The sequence below is a fragment of the Burkholderia anthinoferrum genome (assembly GCF_002925705.1).
In the GTDB taxonomy this organism is placed as follows: Bacteria; Pseudomonadota; Gammaproteobacteria; order Burkholderiales; family Burkholderiaceae; genus Burkholderia; species Burkholderia semiarida.
Genome location: NZ_LFZP01000044.1, coordinates 106,730 through 124,602, shown reverse-complemented (window position 1 = coordinate 124,602; position 17,873 = coordinate 106,730). Strand labels below are relative to the sequence as shown.

The 17,873-nt window shown below is 67.5% G+C and carries 18 protein-coding genes; 8 read left to right on the top strand and 10 right to left on the bottom strand.

The window, feature by feature from the left end; translation table 11 throughout:
* The first annotated feature begins 15 nt into the window (after nucleotides 1-15).
* Complete coding sequence (locus C5F75_RS16215; protein WP_081059044.1) at nucleotides 16-663, top strand: histone H1-like DNA-binding protein; 648 nt, start codon at nucleotides 16-18, stop codon at nucleotides 661-663.
* 242 nt (nucleotides 664-905) lie between these two features.
* Here C5F75_RS16215 and C5F75_RS16210 read toward each other — a convergent pair whose 3' ends face one another.
* The 10 genes from C5F75_RS16210 to C5F75_RS16165 all read right to left on the bottom strand — a co-directional run bounded on the left by C5F75_RS16210 (nucleotide 906) and on the right by C5F75_RS16165 (nucleotide 9,201).
* On the bottom strand, nucleotides 906-1,379 hold the full coding sequence (locus tag C5F75_RS16210) for an outer membrane lipoprotein (protein WP_059580922.1): 474 nt from the start codon (nucleotides 1,377-1,379) through the stop codon (nucleotides 906-908).
* Nucleotides 1,380-1,398: 19 nt separating this feature from the next.
* Nucleotides 1,399-2,337, bottom strand: a complete 939-nt coding sequence (locus tag C5F75_RS16205; protein ID WP_059580925.1) for a carbohydrate kinase family protein — start codon at nucleotides 2,335-2,337, stop codon at nucleotides 1,399-1,401.
* Between the two features lie 85 nt (nucleotides 2,338-2,422).
* The gene (gene tpx, locus C5F75_RS16200) at nucleotides 2,423-2,926 is read right to left on the bottom strand and encodes a thiol peroxidase (protein WP_050013872.1); all 504 of its coding nucleotides are present in this window, start codon (nucleotides 2,924-2,926) and stop codon (nucleotides 2,423-2,425) included.
* Nucleotides 2,927-2,997: 71 nt separating this feature from the next.
* Entirely contained in the window at nucleotides 2,998-4,407 is a 1,410-nt protein-coding gene (locus C5F75_RS16195; RefSeq protein WP_104012449.1) for a DUF3426 domain-containing protein, read from the bottom strand.
* Nucleotides 4,408-4,452: 45 nt separating this feature from the next.
* Nucleotides 4,453-5,355, bottom strand: a complete 903-nt coding sequence (gene prmA / locus C5F75_RS16190; RefSeq protein ID WP_034186386.1) for a 50S ribosomal protein L11 methyltransferase — start codon at nucleotides 5,353-5,355, stop codon at nucleotides 4,453-4,455.
* A 2-nt stretch (nucleotides 5,356-5,357) separates the two neighbouring features.
* The gene (gene accC / locus C5F75_RS16185) at nucleotides 5,358-6,725 is read right to left on the bottom strand and encodes an acetyl-CoA carboxylase biotin carboxylase subunit (RefSeq protein ID WP_059580930.1); all 1,368 of its coding nucleotides are present in this window, start codon (nucleotides 6,723-6,725) and stop codon (nucleotides 5,358-5,360) included.
* A gap of 85 nt (nucleotides 6,726-6,810) precedes the next feature.
* A complete protein-coding gene (gene accB / locus C5F75_RS16180) occupies nucleotides 6,811-7,284 on the bottom strand; it encodes an acetyl-CoA carboxylase biotin carboxyl carrier protein (protein ID WP_059580933.1) in 474 nt (157 codons plus the stop codon).
* 66 nt (nucleotides 7,285-7,350) lie between these two features.
* Nucleotides 7,351-7,803, bottom strand: a complete 453-nt coding sequence (gene aroQ, locus C5F75_RS16175) for a type II 3-dehydroquinate dehydratase (protein ID WP_040143361.1) — start codon at nucleotides 7,801-7,803, stop codon at nucleotides 7,351-7,353.
* A 194-nt stretch (nucleotides 7,804-7,997) separates the two neighbouring features.
* Nucleotides 7,998-8,549: a TlpA family protein disulfide reductase gene (locus tag C5F75_RS16170; RefSeq protein WP_059580937.1), complete on the bottom strand. Its 552-nt coding sequence runs from the start codon at nucleotides 8,547-8,549 to the stop codon at nucleotides 7,998-8,000.
* A 7-nt stretch (nucleotides 8,550-8,556) separates the two neighbouring features.
* Complete coding sequence (locus C5F75_RS16165; RefSeq protein ID WP_059580939.1) at nucleotides 8,557-9,201, bottom strand: hypothetical protein; 645 nt, start codon at nucleotides 9,199-9,201, stop codon at nucleotides 8,557-8,559.
* Between the two features lie 247 nt (nucleotides 9,202-9,448).
* On the opposite strand from C5F75_RS16165, the gene mpl reads away from it, so the two are divergent.
* The 7 genes from mpl to C5F75_RS16130 all read left to right on the top strand — a co-directional run bounded on the left by mpl (nucleotide 9,449) and on the right by C5F75_RS16130 (nucleotide 17,687).
* Nucleotides 9,449-10,834, top strand: coding sequence for a UDP-N-acetylmuramate:L-alanyl-gamma-D-glutamyl-meso-diaminopimelate ligase (gene mpl, locus C5F75_RS16160; RefSeq protein WP_059580941.1), 1,386 nt, complete (start codon nucleotides 9,449-9,451; stop codon nucleotides 10,832-10,834).
* On the top strand, nucleotides 10,831-11,400 hold the full coding sequence (locus tag C5F75_RS16155) for a YqiA/YcfP family alpha/beta fold hydrolase (protein ID WP_059580943.1): 570 nt from the start codon (nucleotides 10,831-10,833) through the stop codon (nucleotides 11,398-11,400). Before mpl ends, C5F75_RS16155 begins: the two co-directional genes overlap by 4 nt.
* A gap of 80 nt (nucleotides 11,401-11,480) precedes the next feature.
* The gene (locus C5F75_RS16150) at nucleotides 11,481-13,565 is read left to right on the top strand and encodes an RNB domain-containing ribonuclease (RefSeq protein ID WP_059580946.1); all 2,085 of its coding nucleotides are present in this window, start codon (nucleotides 11,481-11,483) and stop codon (nucleotides 13,563-13,565) included.
* Nucleotides 13,562-14,428 (top strand): shikimate dehydrogenase, encoded by an 867-nt coding sequence (aroE, locus tag C5F75_RS16145; RefSeq protein WP_059580948.1) that lies wholly within the window; start codon nucleotides 13,562-13,564, stop codon nucleotides 14,426-14,428. The genes C5F75_RS16150 and aroE overlap by 4 nt, the downstream gene beginning before the upstream one ends.
* Nucleotides 14,429-14,440: 12 nt before the next feature.
* Nucleotides 14,441-15,178 carry a monofunctional biosynthetic peptidoglycan transglycosylase gene (gene mtgA, locus C5F75_RS16140; protein WP_059580951.1) on the top strand — a complete coding sequence of 246 codons (738 nt, stop codon included), beginning with the start codon at nucleotides 14,441-14,443 and terminating at the stop codon, nucleotides 15,176-15,178.
* A 423-nt stretch (nucleotides 15,179-15,601) separates the two neighbouring features.
* Nucleotides 15,602-17,212, top strand: a complete 1,611-nt coding sequence (locus C5F75_RS16135; RefSeq protein WP_059580953.1) for a S10 family peptidase — start codon at nucleotides 15,602-15,604, stop codon at nucleotides 17,210-17,212.
* A 76-nt stretch (nucleotides 17,213-17,288) separates the two neighbouring features.
* Nucleotides 17,289-17,687, top strand: coding sequence for an EF-hand domain-containing protein (locus tag C5F75_RS16130; protein ID WP_059580955.1), 399 nt, complete (start codon nucleotides 17,289-17,291; stop codon nucleotides 17,685-17,687).
* Nucleotides 17,688-17,873 lie beyond the last annotated feature (186 nt).

Genomic DNA, 17,873 nt, shown 5'->3' with positions numbered 1-17,873 from the left:
CTGAAGGAGAACAACATGGCTACTGCCAAGAAGAAACCGGCTGCTAAGAAGGTTGCTGCAAAGAAGACCGTTGCGAAGAAGGCTGCTGCTCCGGCGAAGAAGGCCGCGGTGAAGAAGGTTGCTGCGAAGAAGGTCGCGGTGAAGAAGGTTGCCGCGAAGAAGGCAGCACCGGCTAAGAAGGCCGCTGCAAAGAAGGTCGCAGCCAAGAAGGTCGCAACGAAGAAGGTTGCAGCCAAGAAAGTCGCAGCGAAGAAGGTCGCGGTGAAGAAGGTTGCTGCAAAGAAGGCAGCACCGGCCAAGAAGGCCGCCGCGAAGAAGGTTGCAGCCAAGAAAGTCGCGGTGAAGAAGGTTGCCGCGAAGAAGGCCGCACCGGCGAAGAAGGCTGCCGCGAAGAAGGCCGCGCCCGCGAAGAAGGCTGCCGCGAAGAAGGCCGCGCCGGCGAAGAAGGCTGCCGCGAAGAAGGCTGCGCCCGCCAAGAAGGCTGCCCCTGCGAAGACGGCGGCCGCACCGGCGAAGAAGGCTGCTGCCCCGAAGAAGGCCGTCGTGAAGAAGGCCGCGCCGGCAACGACCGCGTCGACCGCATCGGTTGCGCCGGCATCGGGCGTGAAGACCGCGCTCAACCCGGCAGCCGCATGGCCGTTCCCGACCGGCAGCCGTCCGTAATCGCGGCTGAGCAGCATCACCCGGACACTCATGTGTCCGTGGGTTGAGTAGCGCTACTCAATCAGTCCCGCCATCTGGCTCAGCTCAGGTGGCGGGATTTTTTTCGTCCGTATTCGTCCGTATGGGTCATCGATCGGCGGGCCGACGCGAGCGCGGACGAAAACGGGCGGACGAAAAAAAACGCATGCGCGGCTTCGCACATGCGTTCGACCGCGGCTTGCGCCGCGTGCTGAGGATATCGGTTAGTGCGTGACGCGCGTGACGCCGCCGCTCGACAGCAGGCGTACGCGCTCGCCGGCGCGGAACGCTTCGCCGCTCGCTGCCTGCGTGATCGAGCGCAGGTCGCCGTTGTCGAGACGCACGGTGATTTCGACACCGTTCGCCGTGCTGAGGTTTTCGCCGACCGCGTTGCCGGCGACTGCACCGACGAGGCCGCCGGCGATCGCCGTCAGGATCGAACCTTTGCCGCCGCCGATCGCGCTGCCCGCGACCGCACCGAGTGCGCCGCCGCCGAGCGTGCCGATCGCGCTGCCGCCGCCGTCGGACTGGATGCGCACCGCGCGGACGCTTTCGACCGTGCCCATGCGGACAGTTTGTTCGCGCTGCGCCTGGCCGACGCTATAGACATCCGCCGAACCGGGTGCCGTGAAGCAGCCGGCGAGGGTCAGCGTGGCCGTCAGCATGGCCGCGAGCGTGAGGGTTTTTCTGGTCAACATCTTTGCTCTCCCACAATATTCATTTGAGACTGTAACCGAATGCAGTCTCGAAGCGTGCGTCGATTTCCTCGCGCGTCAGTACGTAAGTCTGGGGCCCTTGATGAGCGATCTTGAGCGAGCCCAACAGGCTCGCGAGGCGGCCCGTGGTTGCCCAGTCGAGACCGTGCTCGATGCCGTACAGCAAGCCGCCCCGGAAAGCGTCGCCGCAGCCGGTCGGATCGGCGATGCGCTCGGCCGGCACGACCGGAATCTGCTCCGTGCCCTGCTTGTGGCGGATGGTCGCGCCGTGCTCGCCGCGCGTAATGACGAGAGCGTCGACCCGGCTGGCGATTTCGTCTTCGGACCATCCCGTCTTGTCGCTCACCAGCTTGGCCTCGTAGTCGTTGACCGCTACATAGGTCGCAAGTTCAATGCTGCGGCGCAGCGTCGCACCGTCGAACAGCGGCAGGCCCTGGCCCGGATCGAACACGAACGGCACACCGGCGCGGGCGAGTTCTTCCACGTGCTGCACCATTCCGTCGAAACCGTCCGGGCCGACGATCGCGAGCTTGATGTCCGGCGCGTCGCCCGCATGGTTCAGGTGCGACTGCATCATCGCGCCCGGGTGGAATGCGGTGATCTGGTTGTTGTCGAGATCGGTCGTGATCATCGCCTGCGCGGTGTACGTATCGGGCAGCACGCGCACATGGTCGCGGCGCAGGCCGAGTTGGTCGAACCGGTCGAGATACGGCTGCGCGTCGAACGCGCCCATCGTGGCCATGATGCGCGCATCGCCGCCGAGCAGGTGCAGCGCGTACGCGATGTTGCCCGCACAGCCGCCGAACTCGCGGCGCATCGTCGGCACGAGGAAGCTCAGGTTGATGAGGTGCACCTGGTCGGGCAGGATGTGCTCGCGGAACCGCCCTTCGAAGGTCATGATGGAGTCGTAGGCGATCGAGCCGCAAATCAGCGTAGCCAAGGTGTGCGTTCCTGTAGAAATGAGGGGCCCTGCGCGACAACGCCGCGCGAAGGGCGCGGCGCGGCAGGGGAAAGCGGAAGAAAGCTTACTTCAGTGCGGCGAGCGCTGCATCGTAGTTCGGCTCGTCCTTGATTTCGCCGACGAGTTCCGCGTGGATCACCTTGTCCTGCGCGTCGAGCACCACCACCGCACGCGCGGTCAGGCCGTTCAGCGGGCCGCTCGTCACGTCGACGCCGTACGCGTTCGCGAATGCGCGGCCGGTGCGGAACGTCGACGCCGTCACGACGTTCGCGAGGCCTTCGGTCGTGCAGAAGCGCGTGGCGGCGAACGGCAGGTCGGCGGACACGACGATCACGACCGTGTTGTCGAGCGACGACGCGGCTTCGTTGAACTTGCGGGTGGACGTCGCGCAGGTCGGCGTGTCGAGGCTCGGCACGATGTTCAGCACCTTGCGCTTGCCGGCGAAGCTGGCGAGCGTCAGATCGGCGAGATCCTTGCCGACCAGCTTGAAATCGGCGGCTTGCGCGCCGACGGCCGGGAACGTGCCGGCGAGATCGATCGGGTTGCCACCCAGCGTAACTTTGCTCATGTTCGTGCTCCGAAATAGCGCGCCGCTCGGGCGCGCGGGTTGAGACGGGCGCGCAAGCGCGCCGCGGCGCGTCACGGATAGAAGATCTGGACGCGGAAATTCGAGGCCGGCGTGCCGTTCGTTTCGAGGCGGACGACCATCGTCTGCGTCGTGCCGGGCGGCAGCCCGGCGTCGATCGGCGTGCCCGGGCGCACGTAGTCGCGCGGCGCGAGCACGCGACGCACGGTGACGTGGTTGGTGTCGTCGAGCAGCGTGAGTTCGAGCGACGGGTACGCGAGTGCGACGCGGTAGCGGTTCGTCAGCGGCACCTTGAGTTCGAGCTCGCGCGGGCCGTCGAGCTGGCGCAGGTCGGTCGCGTCGAGCCGCAATCCGTCGATCGCGCGCGGCGGCGCGACCGTGCAGCCGAGCGGCGCGCACGCCTGCCGGAACCAGCCCTGCGTGGCGGGCCAGGAGATCATCAGCGTTTCGCGCTGCCACCACGCCAGTTGCGCGGCGAGCAGGGCGACCAGCGCGGCCGCGACGAGGCCGCCGAAAAAGCCGCCGAGCATCCCGCGCCGCTGCGGCGCGCGCGTCTCGCGCGTGACGGCGAACTGGGGACGATCGTCATCGGTCGGTGCGGCGGGGAACGGGACGGCCAGTTGGACGGCCGGTTGGTCGGCCGGCTGGACGTCTGGCTGGATGATCGGTTCGTCGGCCGCTGCTGTCGTCGGGGCCTTGTCGTGCCGGGCGAAGGTATCGGGTTCCGATGCGGTTTCGGTTTCGGTAACGGCGGGCGCGGGCCTGAACGCAAAGCGCGGTTCGCGCGGCGCGCGTTCGTCGTCGGGCGCCGCGAAGTGCGCGGGCACGACGGGTTCGACCGGTTCGGCGGCGGTTTCCGTTTCGGGCGGCAGGTGAGCGACGAAGCGCGGCTCGCGCGGGTCGCGCTCGACGGGCGCGGGCGACGACGCGGCTTCCCCGGTTTCCTGCGGTTCGTGCGGTTGCGGCGAATGCGGTTCGGCCGGTTGCTCGACGGCTGCCGAGGCATCGAGCTCGGCCGGAGACGACGCGAACGGCTCGGGCGTACCCGACAGATGGACGACGCCGGCTTCCGTGGACGGAAGCGCGAGCGGTATCAGCGGTTCGGTGCGCACGGTCTCGGCGCTGTGCTGCAGCGACGGATCGACGCCGCCGTCTAGCCACGGCGCCCACATGTCCCAGCCTTCCGGCTTGTAATCGGTGCCGGTCGGCAATTCGGGCGGCGCGTCGGTGGCGAACAGCCGAGCCGGGGCGGCCTGCTGGCGTGCGTCGCCGCCCTGCGGCGCGGCAGCCGGTTCGGTCAAGGCCGGCTCGGGCTGCCGCGCGTACTCGGGAACGAGCGATTCGGCGGCGTTGAAGACTTCGTGGCAATGCCCGCAGCGCACGAGCCCCTGGTGCAGCGAGAGCTGTTCCTGCTGCAGCCGGAAGACGGTTTCGCAATGAGGGCAGCGCGTCGCAAGAAGCATGTCGAGCCGGGCGGCCTGCTGGCCAGAGTGAAGGACAGCGCTATTCTAATGGCTTTCGCGGCGGGTTCCGGCGAGGCATACCCAACCTTCGTGCTCGCGCCAGACCGAGATGTCGACGTAGCGCGCATAGACGGCCGCCACTTCGTCGGCCTGGCGCGCGAGCACGCCGGACAGCGCGATGCGCCCGCCCGGCTTGACCTTCGACGCGAGCATCGACGCCATCAGCTTCAGCGGGTTCGACAGGATGTTCGCGACGACGATGTCGAATTCGCCGTCCGGGCAGGCGTCGGGCAGCCCGTACGTGACTTCCGCACGGTTGCGTTCGCTGTTCTGGCGCGCCGATTCGACCGCCTGCGGATCGATGTCGATCCCGATCACGGGGTTCGCCCCGCATTTCTTCGCCAGGATCGCGAGGATGCCCGAGCCGCAGCCGTAGTCGAGCACCGACTGGCCCGGCTTCACCGACTGCTCGAGCCATTCCATGCACAGCCGGGTAGTGGGGTGGCTGCCGGTACCGAACGCGAGGCCGGGATCGAGCTCGAGGACGAGCGCATCGGGATCGGGCGCATCGTGCCACGACGGCACGACCCAGATCCGCTCGCCGATCGGGATCGGCTCGAACTGCGACTGCGTGAGCCGCACCCAGTCCTGCTCCTCGACTTCGCGCACGACGAACTTCGGCGTTTCGGCGATGCCGATCTCGTTCGCGGCCGCCGCGAGCAGCACGGCCGGCTCGTGGTCGGCCGACAGCAGCGCGACCACGCGCGAATGCTGCCACGCGGTGCGATCGGGCACGAGGCCCGGCTCGCCGAAGAGCGGCTGTTCGTCGGGCGTGTCGGCGTCGGCGTCCTCGACGGACACCGACAGCGCGCCGAGATCGAGCAGCGCGTCGGACAGGGCCTCCGCATGCTCGCGGGCCAGTTCGACGACGAGTTCGCGATAACTCATGCTTACGCTTCTTCCGGTGCGACCTGCTGCTTCTGCGCGAGCCGGTTTTCGAGGTAGTGGATGCTGGTGCCGCCTTCGACGAACTTCGAGTCGATCATCAGCTCGCGGTGCAGCGGGATGTTGGTCTGGATGCCTTCGACGACCATTTCCGACAGCGCGATGCGCATCCGGCGGATCGCCTGTTCGCGCGTCGCGCCGTAGGTGATCAGCTTGCCGATCATCGAATCGTAGTTCGGCGGGACGAAATAACCATTGTACGCGTGCGAATCGACGCGCACGCCGGGGCCGCCCGGTGTATGCCACGACGTGATCCGGCCCGGCGACGGCGTGAACTTGAACGGATCTTCGGCGTTGATCCGGCATTCGATCGCATGCCCGCGGAACTGGATGTCGCGCTGGCGCAGCGCGAGCTTCTCGCCGGCCGCGATGCGGATCTGTTCCTGCACGATGTCGACGCCCGTGATCAGCTCCGATACCGGATGCTCGACCTGCACGCGCGTGTTCATCTCGATGAAGTAGAACTCGCCGTTTTCGTACAGGAATTCGAACGTGCCCGCACCGAGGTAGCCCATCTTCTTGCACGCGTCCGCGCAGCGGTCGCCGATGCGGTCGATCAGGCGGCGCGGAATGCCGGGCGCCGGCGCTTCCTCGATCACCTTCTGGTGGCGGCGCTGCATCGAGCAGTCGCGCTCGCCGAGCCAGATCGCGTTCTTGTGCGCGTCCGACAGCACCTGGATCTCGATGTGGCGCGGGTTCTCGAGGAACTTCTCCATGTACACCTGCGGGTTGCCGAACGCACGGCCGGCTTCCTCGCGGGTCATGTTGACCGCGTTGACGAGCGCGGCTTCGGTGTGCACGACGCGCATCCCGCGCCCGCCGCCGCCGCCAGCCGCCTTGATGATGACCGGATAGCCGATCGTGCGCGCAATCTTGACGATCTCCTTCGGATCGTCCGGCAACGCGCCTTCCGAGCCCGGCACGCACGGCACGCCGGTCTTGATCATCGTCTGCTTCGCGGTGACCTTGTCGCCCATCATGCGGATCGTTTCCGGACGCGGGCCGATGAACGTGAAGCCCGACTGCTCGACGCGCTCCGCGAAATCGGCGTTCTCCGACAGGAAGCCGTAGCCGGGGTGGATCGCCTCGGCATCGGTGACTTCCGCGGCGCTGATCAGCGCCGGCATGTTCAGGTAGCTCAGGTTCGACGGGGCCGGGCCGATGCAGACGGCTTCGTCCGCGAGGCGCACGTACTTGGCTTCCTTGTCGGCTTCCGAGTAGACGACCACCGTCTTGACGCCGAGTTCGCGGCACGCACGCTGGATGCGCAGCGCGATTTCACCGCGGTTGGCAATGAGGATTTTTTCAAACATAGCGAGTATTCGTCTCTTCGAGGGGCGCGCGAACGGCGCCTGGCGAGCATCGGCGGCGCGCGGCCGGCTGGGCCGCGCGGCGGGCTTAGCCGATCACGAAAAGCGGCTGGCCGTATTCGACGGCCTGGCCGTTCTCGACGAGGATTTCCTTGATCACGCCGGCCTTGTCCGACTCGATCTCGTTGAGCAGCTTCATCGCTTCGATGATGCAGATCGTCTGGCCTTCCTTGACCGTGTCGCCGGCCTGCACGAACGGGTCGGCGCCCGGCGACGGCGCGCGATAGAACGTGCCGACCATCGGCGACGTCACGACGTGGCCCTGCGGAGCGGCCGGTGCGGCTGCGGCGCCGGCGGCCGGCGCGGCAGCGCCTTCGGTCGGCAGCGCGGCCGACGGAGCGGGCGCGCTGACTTGCGGGGCATACCCAGCCGTCGGCTGCACGTAGACCGGCGGCGCGTTCTTGACGATACGCACCTTGCCTTCGCCTTCCGTCACTTCCAGCTCGGAGATGCCGGATTCGGAAACGAGGTCGATCAGAGTTTTCAGCTTACGAAGATCCATCGGGAATTCCCCTTTCAATACGTGAAAGCGCCGGTTAGCGGCCGGCGCTGAATCTAGATCGCGAAATCAGCCGCGCGACGCGCCTTGCAGCTTGTCCAGCGCGTACTCGAGCGCGTACAGATAACCCTTCCAGCCGAGCCCGCAGATCACGCCTTCGGCCTGGTCGGAAAAGTAGGAGTGGTGCCTGAACGCTTCGCGGCGATGCACGTTCGACAGGTGAACCTCGACGAACGGAATGCCAACGCCGGCGATCGCGTCCCGGATCGCAACGCTCGTATGCGTGTACGCGGCCGGATTGATCAGGATGAAGTCGGTCTGTTCCTCCCGCGCGGCCTGGATGCGGTCGACCAGCGCACCTTCATGGTTGCTCTGGAACGACGACAGCTCGGCGCCGGCCTCCTGGGCGCGCGCGGCAAGCGCCTGATCGATCTGCGCGAGCGTGACGCGGCCGTACACCTCCGGTTCCCGGGTGCCGAGAAGGTTCAGGTTGGGGCCGTGCAACACCAGCAATCGTGTCATGGTCGCTTCTATTTCTGCGGAATTGCGCGAACTTTAGCGCTATTTAGAGAAATTTGTCTAGTTTTGCCGAACGGCCAGACGCGTCGGACCCGCAAGAATTACCGGTGCGGATGCAAAGTATCGGCGAATTCACGCGAAATTGCGGCGAATGACCGGCAAATCGCCGCGAACGCGCAGGCCGTCGCTTGCGCAGATTACAGCGCGTCGAGCGTCTTTTTCAGCTCGGCCGGCTGGATTTGTCCTAATTTTGTCTCGCGGATCTTGCCGGTTTCGTCGATGACGACGGTAAACGGCAGCGCGCCGGCGGTATTTCCGAAATTGCGGGCCAGATCGGCGCCCGCATAGCCGCTGACGAAGACCGGATAATCGACCTTCACCTTCTGCAGGAAATTCTTCACGTTCTGCTCGGAATCCACGCCGATTCCGACGAAGCGGATGCCTTTCTGCTTGTACTGATGCGACAGCGCGACGAGCTCGGGCATTTCCTCGACGCACGGGCCGCACCACGACGCCCAGAAATTGACGACGACTTTCTGGCCCTTGAAGGCGGCCAGCGTGGCCGGCTTGCCGTCGACGCCGGTGAGCGACGACGCCCACAGCTGGTCGACCGGATTGCCGTGGGCGGCCGGCGCGGCGACGGCGACGCCGTCGTCCGTCGTGCCGCGGAACCAGTGGCCGGCGGCGATCCCGCCGGCAACGGCGGCGGCCGCGACCACCGCGAGCGCCAACATGCGTTTCATCATCATCGTTGAATCATTCCGGTTCGGAAGGGGCCTCGCCTGCCGCGACGAGTGCGCGCAGCGCGGCGGCGTCCGCGCGGGCGACGCGGCCGCGCGCGTCGGCCTTCACCGCGCCGCGCAGGTCGTCGCTCGCATACAGCGCGAGATGGATGCCGATCGCGTCCACGTCGCGCCGCGGGCGCCACAGGAAACTGAGCGTCTCGACGTCGCCGCGGCCCGCGAAATGCCGCGTCTCGGACACGTCGTACTGGACGTTCTGGTTCAGCAGGTAGATCGCGACGTCCTTCGGGTTGTCGGTGAATGCCTGCAAATGGATATCCGAATGCGCGTTCGCGGTGCCGTTCAGCACGGCGCCCGTCACATAAGGATGGAACTCGGCGAGCCGGCGCATCCAGTCGAGCGCGATCTCGCGCAGGCGGCGCAGTTCGTCCGGCTGCGTGTCGCTCTGGAACAGCGCGAGGTACTCGCGCAGTTCTTCCTCGATCTGGTCGTTATCCGGCAGCCATTCGCCCGCAACGCGCGAATCGCCCAGCAACTGGCGCGCGGCCTTGCGTTTCGCGCCGGCGTAGTCCAGCCCGTCCTCCGCGATCAGGCGGGCGGCGGACTGGGCGATTTCCTCGCGGACGCGCCGCGGGTCGACAAGAGGTTTGCGAGACATGATCCGGCAATCATACTCGATCGTCGCGGCGCCCGAGCACGGGTGCGGCGGCCCGCCGCCCGAGGGTGACGGCGCCGTTCGCCCGCATCGTTCGGGCCGCCGGGCATCGCAGGCCGTCAGTTACAATAGTGCTCTTTTGTGTCGCGGCCAGGTCGTTGGCCGGGCGCCGGCCGCACGGCCTCGCCGGCGCGCCGCGCACGCATCCTTTCCGAATCGACGGCGCCCGGCGGCGCGAAAGCATTCATCTATGCACATCCACATTCTTGGCATCTGCGGCACCTTCATGGGCGGTCTCGCCGTACTCGCACGCGCGGCGGGCCACACGGTGACGGGTTGCGACGCGGGCGTCTATCCGCCGATGAGCACGCAGCTCGAGGCGCAGGGCATCACGCTGATCGAGGGCTACGGCGCGGAGCAGATCGACCTGAAGCCGGACCTGTTCGTGATCGGCAACGTCGTCACGCGCGGCAATCCGCTGATGGAGGCGATCCTCGATCGCGGCCTGCCTTACGTGTCCGGCCCGCAGTGGCTTGGCGAGCACGTGCTGGCCGGCAAGTGGGTGCTCGCCGTGGCGGGCACGCACGGCAAGACGACCACGTCGTCGATGCTCGCGTGGCTGCTGGAAGACGCGGGGCTGAACCCGGGCTTCCTGATCGGCGGCGTGCCGCTGAACTTCGGCGTGTCCGCGCGGCTCACCGATTCGAGCTTCTTCGTGATCGAGGCGGACGAGTACGACACGGCATTCTTCGACAAGCGCTCGAAGTTCGTGCACTACCGGCCGCGCACCGCGGTGCTGAACAACCTGGAATTCGATCACGCCGACATCTTCCCCGATCTCGCCGCGATCGAGACGCAATTCCATCATCTGGTGCGCACCGTGCCCGGCGTCGGGCGGATCGTCACGAACGGCCGCTCCGACGCGCTCGAGCGCGTGCTGGCGCGCGGCTGCTGGAGCGAGGTCGAACGCTTCGGCGTCGACGGCGGCTGGCGGGCGCTGCCGGCCGAGGACGGCGTGCCGGTGGACGAACGCTTCGCGGTGTATCGCCAAGCCGAGCGTGTCGGCGAAGTCGCGTGGCAGGTGCAGGGCGACCACAACCGGATGAACGCGCTCGCGGCGATCGCCGCCGCGCGCCACGTCGGCGTGCCGCCCGCGCAGGCGGCCGTTTCGCTCGCCTCGTTCCGCAACGTGAAGCGCCGCATGGAAGTGCGCGGCAGCGTGGACGGCGTGACCGTCTATGACGATTTCGCCCACCATCCGACCGCGATCGACACCACGATCGCCGGCCTTCGCGCGCGCATCGGCCGCAAGAATGCCCGCATCCTCGCGGTGCTGGAGCCGCGCTCGAACACGATGAAGCTCGGCGTGATGAAGTCGCAATTGCCGTCGAGCCTCGCCGACGCCGATCTCGTGTTCGGCTACGGCGCGCCGACCGGGCGCGATGCGCTCGGCTGGAATCTCGCCGAAGCGCTCGCGCCGCTCGGCGAGCGTGCGCGCGCATTCGACGACCTGCACGTGCTGGTGAAGGCGGTAGTGGAGGCCGCGCGCCCGGGCGACCACGTGCTCGTGATGAGCAACGGCGGTTTCGGCGGCGTGCACCAGAAGCTGCTCGACGCGCTCGGGAGCCGCACGTGATCCTGTATCTGCACGGCTTCCGGTCGTCGCCGGAATCGCAGAAGTCACGGCTGCTCGCCGCGCGCATGGCCGAACTCGGCCGCACCGGCGAGTGGCGGTGCCCGTCGCTGTCGGTGTCGCCGCTCGACGCGATCGCGATCGCGGAAGCCGAGGTCGCGGGCGCGCGCGACGTGACCGTGATCGGCAGCTCGCTCGGCGGGTATTACGCGACGTGGCTCGCCGAAAAGCATGGCTGGAAAGCCGTGCTGCTGAATCCGGCGATCGTGCCGCAGCGCGATCTCGAACAGCATCTGGGCGAGCAGCCGCTGTGGCACGGCGGCGGCACGATCGTCGTCGAGCGCCGCCACCTGCACGAACTCGACGCGCTGCGCGTGCCGGCGATCACGCGCGCCGACCGCTACTATCTGTTCGCGGCGACCGGCGACGAAGTGCTCGATTATCGCGAGATGCTCGCCCATTACCCGGGCGCGAAAACCCGCGTGATCGACGGCAGCGATCACGGGATCAGCGAATTTGCCGACTATGTCGACGACGTTCTCGCGTTTTGCGACGGAAAGACGACTTGAACCGGCCGCGTGCCGATCGAATCCCCAACATCATGCGGCGCCGCCGACGCGGCGCCCGGCAGTCTGAACGAGAGTACTGAGTGAACGTTTTCTTCGAGGAATCGGGCAGTTTCAAGGCGGGCAGCGTGCTGTCGCGCCAGGGCGACGCATTTCAGGTCGAGTTGCCCGGCGGGCGGCGCGCGAAGGTGCGCGCGAAAGACGTGCTGATCGAATTCGACAAGCCGGCCGCAAGCGAACTGATGCAGGAGGCCGACACGGCCGCGCAGCAGATCGATCTGGATTTTCTGTGGGAATGCGCGCCGGCCGACGAGTTCGCGTACACGGCGCTGGCCGCCGAATACTTCGGCGCGACGTACGGCCCGGTCGAGCGCGCCGCGCTGGTGCTGCGGCTGCACGGCTCGCCCGTCTATTTTCGCCGCAAGGGGCGCGGCCAGTACCAGCGCGCGCCGGAAGAGCAGCTCAAGATGGCGCTCGCGTCGCTCGAGCGCAAGCGCCAGCAGGCGCTCGTGCAGGCGCAGTATGAAGAGGAACTGAAGGCCGGCAAGCTGCCGGAAGCGTTCGCGGGCAAGGTGCTCGGGCTGCTGACGCGGCCGGACAAGAATTCGATCGAATACAAGGCGATGGAAGCGGCGGCCGGCGCGCGCGGCGTGTCGCCGGCGCGGCTGATGCTCGACTGCGGCGGCATCGAGTCGCCGCGTGCGCTGCACGAAGCGCGCTTTCTCGCGGAATTCTTCCCGCACGGCACGGGCTTTCCGCCCGTCACGGTCGGCCCGCTGCCGGACGACCTGCCGCGCGCGAACGTCGAGGCGTTCTCGATCGACGACATCACGACCACCGAAATCGACGACGCGTTTTCGGTCGAGCACCTGTCCGACGGCCGGGTGCGAATCGGCGTGCACATCGCGGCGCCGGCGCTCGGCATCGTGCGCGGCGACCCGGTCGACGCGATCGCGCGTGCGCGCCTGTCGACCGTCTACATGCCGGGCGACAAGATCACGATGTTGCCGGACGACGTCGTCGACGTGTTCACGCTGAAAGAGGGCGACTATCGCCCGGCGCTGTCGCTGTACATCATCGTCAACCGCGAGACGCAGGAGATCGTCGCGAACGAGACGCGCGCCGAGCTCGTGTTCGTGAAGAGCAACCTGCGCCACAACACGCTCGACGAGCTCGTCAACGAAGAGACGCTCGCGGCCGGCACCGGCGACTATCCGCACAAGGACGACATCGCCGTGCTGTGGCCGCTCGCGCAGGCGCTGTTCGAGAAGCGCCAGGTCGCGCGCGCGGGCTACGGGCTGAAGCGCGAGGTGCAGCGCAACACCGACTACAACTTCTACGTCGAAGGCGAGCACGTGACGATCACGCCGCGCCGCCGCGGCTCGCCGCTCGACCTGATCGTGTCGGAGCTCGCGATCCTCGCGAACTCGACCTGGGGCGCGTTCCTGCACGACCATACGGTGCCGGGCATCTACCGGTCGCAGCGCGGCTTCGGCGCGCCGGGCCCGAAGCGCACGCGGATGCAGACGACGGCCGCGCCGCACGAAGGCCTCGGCGTCGCGCAATACGCATGGAGCACGTCGCCGCTGCGCCGCTACGTCGACCTCGTGAACCAGTGGCAGCTGCTCGCGTGCGTGCAGCACGGCGTCACCGCGAAGCTCGCCGCGCCGTTCAAGCCGAAGGACGCCGATCTCTACGCGGTCGTGCAGGGCTTCGACGATACGTATACGGCCTACGCCGACTACCAGCGCCGGATGGAGTACTTCTGGTGCCTGCGCTGGCTCGCGCAGGAGCAGAAGAAGCAGGTGGTCGCGAGCGTCGTGAAGGGTGATCTCGTGCGCCTCGAGGAAATCCCGCTGCTGCTGCACGTGCCGGGGCTCGGCGTGCATGCGCGCGGCACGCGCGTGCTGCTCGACGTGATGTCGCTCGACGAGCTGACGATCGAGGCGTCGGTGCGGCTGTTGAACGTGCTCGACGCGCCGACCGTGACGAGCGGCGACGCGGCCGACGACGAGGATGACGCCGAAGGCGGCGACGACACGCTGGTCGACGCGCAAGACGCGTCGGCGCAAGCCGAGGCCGAAGCGCTGGCCGAATCGGGCGATGCGGCGGCAGAGGGCGGCGAGGCCGCGGGCGGCAACGACGGCGAAGCGGGGCGCGCATCATGAACGCAACTGCGTCGACGAGCGGCGCCGACCGCTATGTCGTGTTCGGCAACCCGGTGGCGCACAGCAAGTCGCCGTTCATCCACGCGCAGTTCGCCGCGCAGACCGGCGAGCCGATCGAGTACACGCACCGGCTCGCGCCGGTCGACGGGTTCGAGGCCGCCGTGCGCGCGTTCGTCGCCGAAGGCGGACGCGGCGCGAACGTGACGGTGCCGTTCAAGCTCGACGCGCATGCGCTCGCCGATACGCTGTCGCCGCGCGCGGCGGCGGCCGGTGCGGTGAACACGCTGCGCATCGACGCCGACGGCCGCCTCCACGGCGACAACACCGACGGCGTCGGCCTCGTGCGCGACATCGAGGCGAATCTCGGCGTGTCGCTCGCCGGTGCGCGCATCCTGCTGCTCGGCGCGGGCGGCGCCGCGCGCGGCGTCGTGCTGCCGCTGCTCGACCGCGCGCCGCTGTCGATCGAAATCGTGAATCGCACCGCGAGCAAGGCCGAAGCGCTCGTCGGCCAGTTCATGCAGGCCGCGCACGATGCGGGCTGCACGCTCGCGGGCGGCGGCCCCGGCGTCGTGCGCGCCGAGCCGTACGACGTGGTGATCAATGCGACGGCCGGCAGCCTCGATGCCGCGCTGCCGGAATGCGACGCGGCCGCGTTCGGCACGGGCACGCTCGCGTACGACATGATGTACGGCGCGCAGCCGACCGTGTTCATGCAGCACGCGGCGTCGCTCGGCGCGCGCACGGCCGACGGGCTCGGGATGCTCGTCGAGCAGGCCGCCGAATCGTTCTTCATCTGGCGCGGCGTGCGGCCGGACGGTGCGCCGGTGCTGGCCGCGCTGCGCCAGGCGCTCGCGGCGAGCTGAACGGAGCGGCACGTGGTGGCGGTGAGCGGCATGCAGCGCACGCGTACGGTGAGCGTCGCTCGCTGGCTCGTCTACGCAGGGTCGGTGTTCGCGGGCGCGTGGCTCGCGACGCAACTGTTCTATCTCGCGCAGATCGCGCTGTGGTCGTTCGTGAATCCGGGCTCGACCGCATTCATGCGCACCGACGCGTGGTGGCTGTCGCGCGACACGCCGCCCGCGCAGATCCGGCACCAGTGGGTGCCGTACGACCAGATCTCGCGCAACCTGAAGCGGGCGCTGATCGCCTCCGAGGATTCGACGTTCGCGACCAACAACGGCTACGACGTCGACGCGATCCTGCAGGCGTGGGAGAAGAACAAGGCGCGCGGCAGGATCGTCGCGGGCGGCTCGACGATCACGCAGCAGCTCGCCCGCAACCTGTTCCTGTCGCGCGAGAAGAGCTACATCCGCAAGGGGCAGGAGCTCATCATCACGTGGATGCTCGAAACGGTGCTCGACAAGGAACGCATCTTCGAGATCTACCTGAATTCGGTCGAATGGGGCCGCGGCGTGTACGGCGCCGAGGCGGCCGCACGCTATTACTACAGGATTCCCGCGAGCCGGCTCGGCGCGTGGCAGTCGGCGCGTCTCGCGGTGATGCTGCCGAAGCCGCGCTGGTTCGACGCGCATCGCGGCTCGGCCTACCAGGCGCAGCGTGCGGCGGTCATCGCGCGCCGGATGGGGGCGGCCGAGCTGCCGCAATCCGAGTAAGCGGCGGCGCGCCGCTGCATTGTCCGTTCTGCCGTTGGCGCACGGTTGCTGCACCGCAGCGCATTCATGTCGCGATCATGTCGGGCCGGATCCTTTAGACGAATCCGTCTATTTCGATTTGCTGAGCAATATCGGCGACTACCTGCTTTTGTTGGTCGGCATTGCACGAAACGGGTGCTTTTTTAGTCGTTTCCGGTCACCGCGAAAGTCGGCGAAAGCGACGTGAAATGCAACGTTTCGCGAATCGAAGCATTCCTGAAAGGTGTGCGCCGCACCGGCCGCACGCCAAATATTTCCAAATTTTTCAAAGCCGGCGGGCTCGCGTATATTGGCCGGCGCCTCGGCTCATCGGCCGCAATCGAGGCGGGGGGCGGCTTATCCGGCTGCTCGACACGAAAAACATCCGAGAGAAGGAACGCAACGATGCCAGCGAGCAAAGCGAAGCTGTTGTTGGGGGTGGTGTGTTCTTCGCTGATTCTGACGGCCTGCAACGACGACGTGACGTCGTCCGCTGCGGCGAGCGCCGCGAATTCAGCCGATCCCGCCGGTCAGGTCGACCGCGCGTACAACGATCCGAACAGTTATTCGTCGAGCGCGAACGCGTCGCTCGACGCGGCCGCCGCGGTCGAAAAGGCGGCCGTCACGCACCACCAGATCACGCTGAACGGCAAGACGATCCGGTACACGGCCACCGCCGGCCACCTCGTCGCGCGCAATCCGCAGACGGGCGCGCCTGAAGCGTCGTTCTTCTACGTCGCCTACACGGCCGACAACCAGCCCGCGGCGAAGCGGCCCGTCACGTTCCTGTACAACGGCGGCCCCGGTTCGGCCTCGGTGTGGCTGCATCTCGGCTCGTTCGGCCCGCGTCGTATCCAGACCGGCGACCCGAACGCGAACACGTCGACGTTCCCGTTCGTCGACAACCAGGACACGCTGCTCGACACGACCGACCTCGTGTTCGTCGATGCGATCGGCACCGGCTTTTCGGAGGCGATCGCGCCGAACACGAACCAGACGTTCTGGGGCGTCGACCAGGACGCCGGCGCATTCCGCGATTTCGTGACGCGCTACCTGAACGTGAACCAGCGCGGCGCTTCGCCGAAATACCTGTTCGGCGAATCGTACGGCACGCCGCGCACCGACGTGCTCGCGAACCTGCTCGAGACGGCCGGCGTGAAGCTCGACGGCATCGTGCTGCAGTCGTCGATCCTGAACTACAACACCAACTGCGACATGGCGAGCGACTATGTCGGCAACTCGAACAACGGCGCGAGCCCGGTGAGCTGCGCGGGCTTCGTGCCGTCGTACGGCACGGTCGGCGCGTACTACCAGCTCGACAACCCGAACCCGTCGAACCTGCCGCAGTATGCGGACCAGATGCGCCTGCTGACGGCCGGCAGCTACGCGCCCGCCGTGAACGCGTACCTCGCGAGCCACACGCCGCCGCCGCCGAACCTGGTCACGACGATGGTGAATTCGACCGGCGTGAAGCAAGCGCTGTGGAATGCGGACTTCAACGTGGTCCCGACCTTCTTCGACAACAGCTTCCAGTTGTCGCTCGTTCCGGGCACGCTGATCGGCCGCTACGACGCACGCGTGAACGTGCCCCTGTCGAGCCCGCTCGCGGCCGACGGCGATCCGTCCAGCTCGTTCATCACGAAGCCGTTCACCGACACGATCGGCAGCTACCTGCCGAACGAACTCAAGTACACCGCGCAGTCGGCCTACTCGGTGAGCAGCAATGCGATCAACACGTGGGACTGGACGCACGACGGCCTCGCGATGCCCGACACGATCCCCGATCTGGCCGCGGCGCTGACGCTGAACCCGCAGTTGAAGGTGCTGTCGCTGAACGGGTATCACGACATCGCGACGCCGTTCTACCAGACCGAGCTCGACCTCGCGCGGCTCGGCACGCAACCGAACCTGACGATCAAGGACTATCAGGGCGGGCACATGGTCTATCTCGACGATACGTCGCGTCCGCAGGAGAAAGCCGACCTCGTGACCTTCTACAACGCGGCCGCGCACTGATGCGCGAGGCCGGCGACAGGTGCCCTCGGCGGCGCCGCTCGCCGGCAGTCGACCTCATTCCAGACTGGAGCCTGACATGAAGAATCGTTTCATCGTCGTTGCCGCGGCGCTCGCATGCGTCGGCGCCGCCACATCCGTTTCCGCGTTCGCACAGGCGAGCGACGCCGTCGCGCCGGCGCGTGCGCGCCAGGCGCAGCTCGGCGATCCGTACGTGCCGCCGGCCGCGCGCCACGCGAGCGCCGGCACGCAGACGACCGGCGCCGCACTGCATGCGCAGGTGGTGCGCAAGCTCGCGCGGCAGTTCAGCGCGGCCGATACGCAGAACACGGGTTCGATCACCGAGTCGCAGGCGCGCGCGGCCGGCCTCGGCTACGTCGCGAACCACTTCCGGCAGATCGATGCGGGCGGCAGCGGCCGCGTGTCGTTCGCCGACGTACAGCGCTACATGCAGGCGCGCGGCACGAGCCAGCAGTAAGCGCGGGACGCGGTGAGCAAACGGGGGCGGAACCTGCGGCACGGCGGGTTCCGCCCCCGTGCGCATCGCCCGGCGGTTGCGCGAGCCCCCGAGTCGATCTCGCCTGAATTCTCATTATCTGGACAACGCATTCAAATATTGGAGCCGAGTGCGTGCGCTCCTACAATCCGAAGCACATCGACAGCT

Bases quoted from the DNA above. Each gene is read 5' to 3' on its own strand.
- tpx (WP_050013872.1), bottom strand. From the start codon at position 2,926: ATGAGCAAAGTTACGCTGGGTGGCAACCCGATCGATCTCGCCGGCACG.
- C5F75_RS16215 (WP_081059044.1), top strand. From the start codon at position 16: ATGGCTACTGCCAAGAAGAAACCGGCTGCTAAGAAGGTTGCTGCAAAG.
- C5F75_RS16195 (WP_104012449.1), bottom strand. From the start codon at position 4,407: ATGCTTCTTGCGACGCGCTGCCCTCATTGCGAAACCGTCTTCCGGCTG.
- mpl (WP_059580941.1), top strand. From the start codon at position 9,449: ATGCACATCCACATTCTTGGCATCTGCGGCACCTTCATGGGCGGTCTC.
- aroE (WP_059580948.1), top strand. From the start codon at position 13,562: ATGAACGCAACTGCGTCGACGAGCGGCGCCGACCGCTATGTCGTGTTC.
- C5F75_RS16170 (WP_059580937.1), bottom strand. From the start codon at position 8,549: ATGATGATGAAACGCATGTTGGCGCTCGCGGTGGTCGCGGCCGCCGCC.
- aroQ (WP_040143361.1), bottom strand. From the start codon at position 7,803: ATGACACGATTGCTGGTGTTGCACGGCCCCAACCTGAACCTTCTCGGC.
- C5F75_RS16130 (WP_059580955.1), top strand. From the start codon at position 17,289: ATGAAGAATCGTTTCATCGTCGTTGCCGCGGCGCTCGCATGCGTCGGC.
- C5F75_RS16135 (WP_059580953.1), top strand. From the start codon at position 15,602: ATGCCAGCGAGCAAAGCGAAGCTGTTGTTGGGGGTGGTGTGTTCTTCG.
- accC (WP_059580930.1), bottom strand. From the start codon at position 6,725: ATGTTTGAAAAAATCCTCATTGCCAACCGCGGTGAAATCGCGCTGCGC.
- prmA (WP_034186386.1), bottom strand. From the start codon at position 5,355: ATGAGTTATCGCGAACTCGTCGTCGAACTGGCCCGCGAGCATGCGGAG.
- C5F75_RS16210 (WP_059580922.1), bottom strand. From the start codon at position 1,379: ATGTTGACCAGAAAAACCCTCACGCTCGCGGCCATGCTGACGGCCACG.
- accB (WP_059580933.1), bottom strand. From the start codon at position 7,284: ATGGATCTTCGTAAGCTGAAAACTCTGATCGACCTCGTTTCCGAATCC.
- C5F75_RS16165 (WP_059580939.1), bottom strand. From the start codon at position 9,201: ATGTCTCGCAAACCTCTTGTCGACCCGCGGCGCGTCCGCGAGGAAATC.